Raw genomic sequence first — 13020 nt, 5'->3', positions numbered from 1 at the left:
ATTTACATAAAGCAAAATCAGTTTACAACTACCTGTATAAAAAGTAGTTAAACTACTAATTTTAGCAAAGATGAAGGAAATTGATTTACATAAGGATCTCAAAAATGACAGCAGGGTTTTTATGCCCGGATTGTTTGATAAAGACATCAAAAATTTTAATGTGCTTTACATAAAACACAATACAGATGATAAGTTCAATTGCAAGCCTTTCAACAGAAAATCTCTCTATAAAATAAGTTTATTAAAAGGCAGAACCAAGCTGTATTATGCTGACAAAACAATGGAGTCTGATTGTGCTTTATTATTCACTAATCCTAATATTCCTTATTCCTGGGAACATATCGATTCTGAGCAGACTTCTTATTTCTGCATCTTTACCGATGAGTTTTTTGACCAGTTTGTAAATATCAAAGATTATCCGGTTTATAAGCCTGGCAATGTTCCGCTTTTTCATTTGAACGAGGAGCAATATGTTCAGTTTGAAAATATCTTCAAGCAGATGCTGCACGAAATTACTTTGGAATTCAGCTATAAATACGATTCGCTTCGAGCCATGCTGCTTCAGCTTATTCTTACAGCACTAAAACTGGAACCGGCGGCCTATCAGCGATATAATGACTCAAATGGTTCCCAAAGAATAAGTTCTATTTTTATGGAACTCCTGGAAAGACAATTTCCTATCGAATCACATATGCAGCGAATGGAATTTCGTTACCCAACTGAATTTGCGCATCAATTATCCATACATGTTAATCACCTCAATCACGCTTTGAAACAGGTGACAGGAAGAACTACGACCCAGCTTATCTCCGAAAGAATTATGCAGGAAGCAAGAAGCCTCCTTCAGCATACGGATTGGAATATCTCTGAGATTGCGTGGTGTCTGGGTTTTGATGATCTTCCTCATTTTATCAATTTTTTCAAAAGAAGTCAGCAATTAACTCCAAAAACCTATCGCAGGGAAAGCAATATTTGATTTTTTCAGCTTAAACCACATTTCTTTTTAATAGTTTTGAGGTATGAAAATCAGATTTCCAGATCTTATTTTGCATCCAAAACAAAAACTTCTATTTCATCATCAATGATACAAAACTACCTTACGGCTATTCTCTGCTTATTTTTATCGCTTAAAACATTTGGTCAGACCACAAATCAGGATGCCATTAAACGGGTTTTAAATGCTCCCGAAAGTGTCTATAAAAAATTTCGCGATGCCGGAATGAATCCTGTAAATCACGAATTGACTGAAAATGAAAGAGCAAAGGTTGAAAAAGCATTCTCTTTTTTACCGCCTCTGCATCAGAAAATCTTAAAAACAAATTTGCATAGTATTAGTTTTATGGATAACATGCCTAATACTGCCCTTACATCTCCTGTTGAAAATCAAGATAGTTTGAAAGTATTTAATATTACTTTTCGGGCTGGTATACTCAACGAAACAATTTCTCAATGGGCTACTGCAAAAGAGCTCATTTGCTATGATCGTTCAACAAATCCCGATTATGAAGTCCGTATTGAAGCCGGTGAAATGGATGCGTTTCTTTATGTGCTGCTTCATGAGACTACGCATGTTGTTGATGCTGTGCTAGAACTAACGCCTCATCCTCTTGATAAAGATACTCTAATCGAACCAACCATTTTTACTGAATCTATTTGGTACAAAATGAATGTTCCTGCCGAAAAATACATCGATCCATTACTTGAAAAAACTCGCTTTAGAGGTGGAAGTCCGTTATCTATAGAAATGGCACCCGAAATATACGCAAAGCTGCAAAAAACGCCCTTCCCTTCTTTATACGCAATGGCAAGCTGGTTTGAAGATATTGCCGAACTGGAAACCATTTATCATCTCACACAAAAAATGAATCAGCCATTTTACATCACGGTTAGAAAAAATAATGCAGAAGTATTTCACTTCGAACCTCTAAAAAATGACTTGGTAAAAAGCCGATTAAAACAACTAACTATTTTTTACGAAGTATAACCGAATAAAAAAACGTACCAATTCCAACCTTTTTACAATTTATTATATCATTATAATAAAAGTAAGTCTATGAAAAATACACTTTATGTATTGCTGATTCTGTCTTGTATCCTTTTTAATTCCTGCAAAGCAAAATTAAAATATTACGCTTTTTCAGATACGCCTTATTCTATATTTATGAAAAGTACTAAAAGCGGTGTAATGGTTACTTCTACCAAACAAGTTCTTATTCCGCCAAACTATGAGGCAATAGATCGGTATTTGGTTGGTGAAACTTACCCGCCAACATCAAAGCAGATTTTTTATATTGGATATTCTCCGCTAGATACCATTTCTTGGAATTCCAAAAGTTTTCTATTTAATGTAAATGGTAAGTTAATATATACTTTTGAGGAAGACGAAGATGTAAAGTCACTTTTTTACCACAACAAACAACTTTACCTTATAACCAAAAAACAACTTTTGGGTGAGCAAATCATTCCCGAACAGACCAATCTTGCAAAATATAATGACAAATTATTTCGCTTAGATGATAATAAAGCAAGCGAGATTTGTACCTATCCTTTCATAACACATCTGAATAAAAAAAATATGATTTCTCTTAACAGCGACAATCAATTTGGTTATTTTGATCTTAACACAGATAAAAAGATTCTTTTTAAAAAACATGAAGAATTTGAACACTATCTATATGTAAAAAACAAAAATGAAATATGGGCAAAGAGACGTAATAAAGAAACCAGAAAACCAAATCCGTATTATGATACTGTGATTGACAGTACATTAAATGTAAAACCTAATACGGCAAACAATGTGGTAATGGCTTATGATAAATATTATTTTTCAGAAACTGAAAAAGGAATTCAAATTGTTGATTTTGATGGATCTGTTTCGCCTTTTGCCTATTCTTTTCTTGAACCTGTAAAACATAGAATAGCTCATTTTGCTGATATTCACCCTGATTATGACATCATTATAGATAACCTTTTTGTTTTTTCACTTCAAAAAGAGGGAAATGTTATCGGGGTTATAGATCAAAGTGGAAAGATTATCCTGCCTCCTGAATTTAACCAAATATGGATGCAAAAAATAAATTTTTATAATCAGCCCAGTGAGGAATTTGTAAATTTTTTCAAAGATAATAAATTATTGATTTTTTACTATTTTACAATTAAAAACGAAGGCAGCTACGATGTATACGCATTATACAATCAAGATGGTACCGAAATTATTAAGTTAAAAGAAGAGAAAAACAATCATTGCACTTATCGGTTTGATTTTATGGAAAAAAACCGCTTGCAAGTTATGTTTCAATGCAGTAATGAAACTAAAATATATGATTTAAAAACTAAAGAATTAATCGCTGCTGAGCCAAAACGATAGTTTTTTTTGAGGTGCTGAGATACTTAGATTCTAAGGCTCTGAGTTTTTTAGCTTTATTACTTTATTCTTGTACTTTAATTTGAAGCAAAAAAAACCTCGTCGATTGACGAGGTTTTAGTTGTATTATTTTTTTGATTCTTCGATAGAAACTTTTCTGAACTCTTTTAAAAGTTTTTCGATTTCTAAAGTAGCTTTACGTGCTCTTGGTCCTGCAGCTTTGATACCTTTTTCAGTTAAAGATTCAGCTTCTGCTTTGAATGTGTCAATTTCGGCGTTGATTTTTACTAATAGATCTTTCATGCTTATAATTATTAAATTAAGGCGCAAAAATAGAAGTTTGATTGATAGTTACAACATATTTGCTGTTAAAATTATCATTGTTTTTTGTACTTTAAATTAACCTAAAATTTACGAATCACATTTTGCTAAATCATCTTTCCGCAACAAACTATTAATCAGACAATTATTATCAAAACAAAATTTAAGAGCTTATTTAGACATGTTTTAAAATAGGTTTATAAAAAAATAAAATGGTTTTAAATTATAAGATTTTCGCTTAAATTTTTATTTCACCACTGAGAATGTGTGGAATTTTTCCCCAATTGATTGTCTATTTAAAGGCAGAACTTCAAAATACAAGTCAAATATTATGATTTTGTTATTATATATCTTAAATGACGTTGATATCAAACTTATTTTATACTTATCTTAATTTTAGCCGAAAGCTGCTTTGCCAAATTGGTTACATAATTGGTGAAGTAAACAGAATCCTTAAAGTTTGCATCTGCACTTAATTCCCATCCCGCTATTGGATAATAACTAATTTCTTCTTTGTTCTTTGTTTTCAGTTTTATTAAATAAGAATCTGTCAGCTGTCCTGTTTTTGGTGCTTCAATATATCCTTTGTAAACATTTTTCGGAACAATAACAGCAGTTCCTAAAATCCATTGACGTTCATAGGTCAATTTATCATGTTGTATAAAACACACAAAATCTCCAGCTTCAATTACCTGCAGCGGGTTTTGGTTGTTAAGATTAGAAAGTGTAACAAGCAGCATTTCGTTTCCTTTTAAACCATTCAGCGAAACTGTATTTTTATAACCATACATTCCCGGCCAGATTGAAGTGGTTTCCTGTGCCTGATATTTATTTCCCGAAGCTTCCCAATTTTGATACGTATAACTTAAAACCGAATTAACCGGGCCTTCACTAACAATTTTAAAAGTTGTTTTTTCGATATTATTTAAAGTGTCAGCAGCAAGTATTCCCAGTCTGTTGATTTTATTGTCATTAGTCAATAAGGCAAATCCTCCTAAACCAGCCGAATTTCCAACAGGAAAAATATCTCTTCCCCAGTCGTACATTACATGATAATTGTCTTCAACGGCTCCTTTGCTGTTAATTCCAACATCTTCCGGCGTTATTCCGGGCAATTTTTTCCCAAAGACATCTTTTGAGTTTCTGCCATCTAAATAATGCCTGAAACCTACTTTATCATTCTCCCAGGTTGGTCCATCTGTTTGGTATTTTTGATAACCTAATTTTTTATGTACCTGGTCTGCCATCAAAATTTCCTGCGTATCTGGATGAACAGGAAGGTTCTTCCCTTCTCTTTTTCCAAATCGAACGCTTGTTTTTATTGGATATTTAGGATCTTTCTGCGACCAATTCAGCACTATTGTTTTTTCTTCATTTGGAGAAAAATCGGTTACAAAAAAAAGTTCATCCCATTTTCCATCACCGTTTAAATCATTAACCTGTGCAGGAATGGTATCATTTTTAAAAAGCAATACCGGATAAGTTCCTAAATCTTTATTTAGTGTAAGCTGATTTCTTTTTACAGCAATGGCTTTTTGAAATAATTCGATATTAGAAGTGTTTTTTAAAACAATCTTATTTTCTTTAGAAAGTTTTTGCTGCGCCTGGCACGACGCAAAAATTAGTGTAGAGAATGCAATCGAAGTGCAAAGATTGATTGTACTTTTCATTTTTTTTATATTTTAAACCAATTCAGGCATTTGAAATTAATTTATCTGATTCCTTTTTTAAGGTTTTCTAAAGTTTTATCATCTAAAACTTTAATTTGATTTACTACTATTTGTGCAATCGTTTTGGCACCTAATAAAGAAAGATGCGTATCATCTGCCTTATCTTTATCATAATAGGCATTTTCACCCGCTTTAAAATGCAAATGCAGTTGTTTTGATTTTTCTGGCCCGTAAGATTGTTCTAAAACTTCGGTATAATATTCTAAATCAATGAAAGGGACTTTATATTCCTGCGCCGTTAAACGGGTTTCTAAAGGATAATCTCCGTGTGTAGGAACTAATACTCCTTTTTCATTAAAGTTGCGTCTTGCAATTGAAGTTAACAAAATTGGGATTGCTCCTTTTTCCCTGCTTTCTTTTACAAAACGAATTAAGTTATATCTATACGCTGTATGCGGGCTAGTGTAACGGGCAGAATCTTCTATTTTTTCATCGTTATGTCCAAATTGTATAAAGACATAATCGCCTTTCTTTAGTTTTTTATAAATGGAATCCCAGCGTTTTTCGTTAATAAAACTTTTTGTGCTTCGCCCATTTACTGCTTTGTTAACCACAACGATATCGTCTTTAAAAAAGGGCTGTAAAACTTGTGCCCACCCGTGCTCTGGATTACGCTCCGGATCTTTTTTGTTTGCCATTGTCGAATCGCCAATACAATACACTGCTGTTTTTTGTGCGAAACAAGCTGATGTGATTAGTAATAAGATTAAGATGTATTTTTTCATTTTAGATTTTAGATTTTAGATTTTAGATTTTGAAATGCGGAGTTACTTGCGTTCCTTCGACTTCGCTCAGGAGGACATATCTTTACGGATACTCTTTGCGTAGACGCACTGCTGTGCGTCTCTACAGAAAAACCTTTGTCCCTTTGAACCTCTGTAACTTTGTACCTAAAAATAAACGCACTTCTGCGCACCTCTACAGAAAAAACCTTTGTCCCTTTGAACCTCTGCACCTTTGAACCTAAAAATTCAAGGTTTCGAAACTGCCGTTGGCACTGTTGCCCTTTGTCCTATAAAAACATCTGTCATTAAAACATTTTCGGCATTTTCGTTTGAGAGGGCATTTTTTGCTTCTTTAATTTCTATATTTTTGAGTGAGATGTTTTTGATTTTTTTATCGGGGAAACCCTGAATTACAATTCCGGATTCTGATGCTTTATTACAGGTAATATTCGAGAATGAAACATTCGATATATCCGATTGAAATCCTTTTCCTTCTCCGTGATAATTGGCTGTAATATAAATACAGTCTTCCACCTGATCTAATTGAATATTCCGAACGAATATATTTTTAATAAAACCGCCTCTATCGGCATTGGTTTTTAGATAAATTCCTCTTTTTAAGTAACCGATGGTTTTACAATTCTCTACAAAAACATTCTGAACTCCAGCCGACATTTCACTCCCAATAACCACGCCATGAAGTCCTTTAAAATTACAGTTTCTAATTATTATATTTTCACTTGGAGTTGCTGTATTGGCTCTTCCTTCGTGATCTCTGCCTGCCTTTATAGCAACGTTATCGTCACCGTTATTAAAAGTTACATTTTCTATTAAAACATCTTTGGCATATTCTGGATCGATTCCGTCATTATTATGATTTAATGATTTATAACTGATACCTCGAACGGTAATGCTTTGTGATTTTAAAAGATGCAGACACCAAAACGGCGAATTTTCGATTCTCACATTTTCGACTAAAATATTTTTAGAATTCAAAAACTGAATCATATGCGGACGCAGGAAATAACTTTCGCCAAACTTTCTGTCTTTTAACGGAATATTATTATGGTTCATTTCACGGCTTAAATCTTTACCCTGACCTTCTTTTGCTTTAAAGCTTTTCCATACTTTTCCTCCTTCTCCATCAATTGTTCCTTCGCCTGTTATGGCAATATTGGTACATTCATTGGCATATATAAGCGGACTATAATTATATAGCATAGTTCCTTCCCAGCTTGTTAAAACCATTGGAAGGTAATCCTGCGGGTTGTCACTAAACTTGATCTTTGCTCCTTTTTCTATTTTAAGGTTTACATGGCTTACAAAATGAATTGGCCCATTTATTTTATAAATGCCTTTTGGCACAATAATAGTTCCGCCATTATTCTTTTTGCACAATGCCATCGCTTTATCAAAAACAGCTTTGTTGTTTGTAATGGAATCTCCTTTTGCACCTAATTTTAAAATATTTACCTGATAAGCAGGAAAAACCGGAAGCTGGATTCTTTTTACAATAGAATCAACTTTTGCCGTTGGAAAATCATTGTTCTGGGCAAATGAGCTAAAGCTGATTAATATGAGGATAAGATATTTCATTTTTTTTAAGGTTCTAAGGTGCTAAGTTTCTGAGATACTGAGATGCTAAGATTCTGGAGTCAAACAAAACTTAGAGTCTTAGCATCTTAGAAACTTAGTAACTAAGATACCAAGGTATCGTTGTATCTTTTAAAATATTTTCTATCGAATATTGATCTGCTTCTGATTTGGTAAGCTGGTGTGACCATGTTACTCTTTTCGCTGGCTGAAATCCTTCTCCGCTGTTATTGTATTCGGCATAAAAGGTGTTTTTCTCCGCATCTGGTTTTGACCAGTTTTCCCAGCCTTCGGGTTTTATATGTTTTCCTAATTCGCAGTTTATATAAACTGTTTTGGCATAAATACGCCACGGCCTTCCTAAATAAACGGCATTGGCAGAAGGTTCAGCCGTTAGCTTACAATTCTTAAAAACAAAGCCGTACGCTGTTCCTTCGGGAGTTGATGCAGCTGTTACGTAGGAACTTTTAATACTGTGAATGACACAGTTTTCGAATAATGCGGTTGAACCTCCAAAAATAAAATCAGTTGTTCCTTCAATATAACAGTCTTTAAAATATTGTTTGGCATTTTTTCCTGATAAATAAAGGGTGTCTTGATTTCCTAAAATAATACAATTTGAAATTTTAGCCCGATTGCTTACCACTGATAATGCAATTGCCTGACCTTTATCTCCAGAAGCATTTTGAATGGTTAAATTTGATGCCGAAAAATCGTCTCCTTCAACTAAAAGAGTCGAAGTATAAAAAGTGCTGTTGCGTCCTAAATTGATCTTCGAAAAATTGTCATCAAAAGTAATAATGGTATTTTCTTTGCTTTCTCCCAATAAAATCAAATTGTTGTTCCATTCCGGGATTCTAAGCTTTTCTTTATAGGTTCCGTTTTTTATAAAAATGGTCACTTTTTCATAAGGAAAAGACGGACTTGCATAAATGGCATCTTGTATTTTGGTAAAGTCACCAGAGCCATCCTGAGCAACCGTTAAGAAGTTAGTTTTTTTTTTCTCTGATGCTGTTTCCGAAACTTTTATACCATTTTTAACTGCCCAGGAATCGTATTTTTTCAAAACTTCTTTTGGCTCGTCGGTATACCAAGCGTAACCATTTCTGCGTTCTTCGCCTATTTCATCCAGTGATTTCTTTTTGATTCCGTCACGATCACTAAAGAAAGGTTCGTTGTTATCCAACTCCATAAATCTCGCCCAGATTGGTGACGCATTTTGAACCGGAATCATTTTTTTATCGATAATTTTTCCGGCGTCATTTAAAACACGTTTTTCTTCCAGATTGGTAATTTTTGTTTTTTCAAACCAGATATTGGCACTTTTTACAGCAGTAATTATTTCTGGTGAAGGTTTTTGAATTGACATTAAAAGCAAAACAATTTTAGCCGATTCTTTTCCGCTAAGCGAAGGAAGTTCATACGCTCTCGCCTTTGCCGGAAGTAATGTAACCTCATCATGCTGAGCGCACCAAGCCGTTAAAACTCCGTTTTGTTTGTATTGTGTTTTGATAATGCAGTCGATGCCTTTATCAAAAGCTATTTTAGTTTTGGCAACAATATCTTTTGAGGGTTTAATGCTGTAAAAATCAGTTTCTTCAGCAACTTCTTTCATCACATTTAAAATGCGAACCATCGAATCGTCATTATATGTTATATGGGTGTAATATCCTTTTTTTAAGGGATAAAACTGAGGCCAGCCGCCGTTTGCATATTGGGCTTCTAACAAATAATTTAAACCTTTTAAAAAGGATTCTTTATAGCGTTCGTCTTTAACCTGCGCATACATTTTAGACATAAAAAGCATTTCCTGGGTCGTTGCTCCATTGTCTGTCGTGGTTTCTTTTGTAGTTTTCTTTATTTCAAGTAATTCTTTTTTCTGTGATGGAGTCAGCTCATTCTGCATTTGAATGTTCTTTGGCCAGCCTCCAATATCTCTTTGATAAAGCAAAACATTTTCGGCAATCTTTTTCGCTTCTTCTGTACCAAACCAGGACGCATCATTTTTACGAATAATATCCGGCCAGTTTTTATAAGTATTTTGCGCATTTACTGCAAAACTAAAACCAACAATAAAAAGCAGTACTATTTTTTTTAGTGGAATCATTTTATTCTTTTAGTTTTTGATCATTTTTATTTCGTTATTCTAAACCAATCAACGGCAGCATTCCCGGAATCGTTTGTTATTTTTTCGCCTAAAGCAAAAAGCCCGACTTTCGCTCCAATCCATTTTCCTTCTTTCGAAATAAAGTCAGTTCCTATTGATTGATAGTTTTTATCGTCTAAACTGTAAAAGAAACTACACACTCCGCCTTTCTTAATTTTAACTTTTAAATAAACAGTATTGTTAGCAATCAAAATAGGTTTTGTTTCTGTTTCTGAAACCGTTTTATTGAAAGTTCCTGTTTTTTGGTTTAGATATAATTTTCCTTCTACATTTTTAAAACATAAATAACTATAATCTAATCCCATGATAATTAGTCCGGTCGATTCGCCGTTTAATCTGGTATTGAAAGTTATTTTGGCTGTAGCCGAAAATTCTTCGGCAGGAAACTTTTGAAGAAGCAAATTCGGTGCATCAAATATTTTATTATCCTTGATTGTTGTTACGCAAAATAAATTCAGGTATCCCATACTGGTAGGAAAACCCCAATTGACTTGCGAATTGGCCTGCCATTGCCATTGTAAACCTAATTTTGGTTCATTAAATTCATCTGAAGTCGCCGGATTTTCAATTGGATATTTTTTGCCAACATTTGGTTTTTTAAATGTTGTAACCGGTTCGCCTATTCCGTTTTTATCAAAATCCTGCCCCATAACCGGCCAGTCGTTTTCCCATTTCATAGGCTGCAAATGCACAATTCTTCCGTAAGCGCCTTTATCCTGAAAATGAATAAACCAATCTTCACCCGTTTGTGTCTGCACCCACGCGCCCTGATGCGGGCCGTTTATTTGGGTTGATCCCTGTTCTAAAACTTTTTTCTTTTCGTAAGGGCCAAAAACACTTTTAGATCTTAAGATGGTCTGCCAGCCCGTAGGAACGCCGCCAGCAGGTGCAAAAATGTAATAGTAATTGTTTCGTTTGTAGAATTTTGGCCCTTCAATTGTACCTTCACTTTCATGTCCGTCAATCACCATAACCTCATCATTATTAGCGATAGTTCCTTCTGCATTCATCGTGCAGACTACTAATAAACTTTTTATCTGCGCACGGCTTCCTGCAAACGCATGCGCTAAATACACTTTTCCATCATCATCCCAAAGCGGACTCGGATCAATCAATCCTTTTCCGGCTTTTACCAAAAGTGGTTCTGACCAAGGACCTTCGGCTTTTTTAGCTTTTATCATATAAATCCCGAAATCAGGATCTGGATAATAAATATAAAATTCGTTGTTATGGAAAGTAATACTTGGTGCCCAAACTCCATTTCCGTGCTGTACTTTATCATACGTTTCAAAAGGCGGCTGTTTCGGCAGCGCGTAACTTAAAATTTTCCAGTTTACCAAATCCTTAGAATGCAGAATCGGAAGTCCGGGAATACAGTTAAAGGACGATGCTGTCATATAAAAATCATCTCCCACTCGAACCACATCAGGATCTGAGTAATCAGCATGAATGATAGGATTGGTATAAGTTCCGTCTCCATTATCCGGTGTCCAGACTTGCGCCGAATTTTTCTCAAAAGAGAAAATGGAAAGGAAAAGGAAAATGATTTTTATATTTTTCATTTTTGTATTGTTTTGTTTTTTATCATTTCGACGAAAGGAGAAATCGCACAAGAAAATCCATTCCTATTGTCGTCAATCTTTGTCGAATTCCGAGTGCGATTTCTCGTTCCTCGAAATGACAAACTATGTGTTTTAAACCCGACAGGTTTTATCCCGAAGCTTCGGGACTGTCGGGTTTGTATCGTAATTTGTAATTGGAGTTTCTTTGAGGAATTACTTTGCGATGCTTCGACTTCGCTCAGCAAGACAAAGCGTGCGTTCACTCTTAACTTATAATTCAAAATTCATAACTCACAATTAACAATTAACAATTTACAATTAACAATTAACTTCTATCTATTCAATTCCAAAGCAGCCAAGATAAAAGGCCCCGTCGCTTTAGGATCGTTATCTTTTTTCTTTTCGTTTACGTAATATTCATAAGAACCATCACGATAGGGAGTTCCGCCTAAACCTGCAACCTGACAACAGTTTGTTAAGGTAATACCGCCGTCTTCGTCAACTTTTTTGATTAAGATTTTAGTCAGTCCGTCAAAAGATTTGTTCGCCAGTTTTTTATATTTTGCAGGTAAATATCCTTTATTTGCTCCTTTTGCAAAAGCATAAGTAAACATTGCTGATCCTGAGGCTTCTAAATAATTTCCTTTTTCTCCGCCTTTATCTGTAACCTGATACCATAATCCGGATTTATCCTGATATTTAGCCAAAGCTGCTGAAGCATTATTTAAATACTTAATTAACTCTGCTCTTTTTGGGTGGTCTTTTGGCATATAATCCAAAACATCAACCAATGCCATTACGTACCAGCCTAAAGCTCTTGACCAAAAATTTGGTGAATTTCCTGTTTCTTTATTTGCCCAAGGCATTGCTTTGCTTTCGTCCCAGCCGTGGTATAACAATCCAGTTTTTGGATCTGTAGCATGAAGCTGAATCAACTCAAATTGTTTTGCAATATCATCAAAGCTTTTTCCGTTTTCAAACGTTGCTGTGTATTGTGCGTAGAATGGTTCTCCCATATATAAACCGTCTAACCACATTTGGTTTGGATAAATTTGTTTGTGCCAGAAACCGCCGCTTGCCGTACGTGGCTGTTCTGCTAATTGCTTGCGAACTAATTGCATCGCTTTTAAATATTTATCCTGTTTTGATTCTGCATAAATATCAAAAAGCAAACGTCCGGGAACAACCAAATCAATGTTGTATTTATCGAATTCATAAGTTTTAATACTTCCGTCTTCCTGAACCAATTCATCTACATAGCCTCTTATATAAGCTTTGTAACGCGGATCTGGATTTTTCTTGTACAATTCTTCTATCGAATGCAAAACTAAAGCATGAACATAATCCCATTTTGGCTTTTTAGAATCGTCAAGCATATAACTTTCCGGATGACGTTTCATTAAGGTTAAAGCCATTTTATCTGACCATTTCAAGTCTTTAGAAATAACAATTTCTTTTTTTGCTGGTTCCTGCGAAATCGCTTTACAGCCTGTTAAAGCAATAGCGCAAACTAATAAAACCGACATAAAACTTTGTTTCCTAGTATTTTTCATTTCAA

At 34.5% G+C, this 13020-nt stretch carries 10 protein-coding genes; 3 read left to right on the top strand and 7 right to left on the bottom strand.

Going from position 1 to position 13020, the window contains the following annotated elements; translation table 11 throughout:
• The first annotated feature begins 70 nt into the window (after nucleotides 1–70).
• The 3 genes from APR43_RS02750 (at nucleotide 71) to APR43_RS02740 (ending at nucleotide 3367) form a co-directional block, all read left to right on the top strand.
• A complete protein-coding gene (locus tag APR43_RS02750; RefSeq protein ID WP_053471983.1) occupies nucleotides 71–976 on the top strand; it encodes a helix-turn-helix domain-containing protein in 906 nt (301 codons plus the stop codon).
• A gap of 105 nt (nucleotides 977–1081) precedes the next feature.
• Nucleotides 1082–1984, top strand: coding sequence for a hypothetical protein (locus APR43_RS02745; RefSeq protein WP_205720327.1), 903 nt, complete (start codon nucleotides 1082–1084; stop codon nucleotides 1982–1984).
• Nucleotides 1985–2053: 69 nt separating this feature from the next.
• The gene (locus tag APR43_RS02740; RefSeq protein WP_053471984.1) at nucleotides 2054–3367 is read left to right on the top strand and encodes a WG repeat-containing protein; all 1314 of its coding nucleotides are present in this window, start codon (nucleotides 2054–2056) and stop codon (nucleotides 3365–3367) included.
• Nucleotides 3368–3490: 123 nt separating this feature from the next.
• Here APR43_RS02740 and APR43_RS02735 read toward each other — a convergent pair whose 3' ends face one another.
• The 7 genes from APR43_RS02735 to APR43_RS02705 form a co-directional block, all read right to left on the bottom strand.
• The gene (locus APR43_RS02735; RefSeq protein WP_026729959.1) at nucleotides 3491–3667 is read right to left on the bottom strand and encodes a histone H1; all 177 of its coding nucleotides are present in this window, start codon (nucleotides 3665–3667) and stop codon (nucleotides 3491–3493) included.
• Nucleotides 3668–4059: 392 nt separating this feature from the next.
• Nucleotides 4060–5355: a DUF4861 domain-containing protein gene (locus tag APR43_RS02730; RefSeq protein WP_053471985.1), complete on the bottom strand. Its 1296-nt coding sequence runs from the start codon at nucleotides 5353–5355 to the stop codon at nucleotides 4060–4062.
• Between the two features lie 41 nt (nucleotides 5356–5396).
• Complete coding sequence (locus APR43_RS02725; RefSeq protein WP_053471986.1) at nucleotides 5397–6140, bottom strand: rhamnogalacturonan acetylesterase; 744 nt, start codon at nucleotides 6138–6140, stop codon at nucleotides 5397–5399.
• A 246-nt stretch (nucleotides 6141–6386) separates the two neighbouring features.
• On the bottom strand, nucleotides 6387–7736 hold the full coding sequence (locus tag APR43_RS02720) for a glycoside hydrolase family 28 protein (protein ID WP_053471987.1): 1350 nt from the start codon (nucleotides 7734–7736) through the stop codon (nucleotides 6387–6389).
• A 94-nt stretch (nucleotides 7737–7830) separates the two neighbouring features.
• Nucleotides 7831–9840: a pectate lyase gene (gene pelA, locus APR43_RS02715; protein WP_053471988.1), complete on the bottom strand. Its 2010-nt coding sequence runs from the start codon at nucleotides 9838–9840 to the stop codon at nucleotides 7831–7833.
• A gap of 26 nt (nucleotides 9841–9866) precedes the next feature.
• The gene (locus tag APR43_RS02710) at nucleotides 9867–11462 is read right to left on the bottom strand and encodes a glycoside hydrolase 43 family protein (RefSeq protein ID WP_053471989.1); all 1596 of its coding nucleotides are present in this window, start codon (nucleotides 11460–11462) and stop codon (nucleotides 9867–9869) included.
• Between the two features lie 332 nt (nucleotides 11463–11794).
• Nucleotides 11795–13015 (bottom strand): glycoside hydrolase family 105 protein, encoded by a 1221-nt coding sequence (locus APR43_RS02705; protein WP_053471990.1) that lies wholly within the window; start codon nucleotides 13013–13015, stop codon nucleotides 11795–11797.
• Between the last annotated feature and the right edge of the window lie 5 nt (nucleotides 13016–13020).

It is taken from the genome of Flavobacterium sp. NLM, assembly GCF_002210235.1.
GTDB classification, from domain to species: Bacteria; Bacteroidota; Bacteroidia; order Flavobacteriales; family Flavobacteriaceae; genus Flavobacterium; species Flavobacterium panici.
Note: the sequence above shows the minus strand (reverse complement) of the source record. Positions and strands in the feature narration are given on the sequence as shown.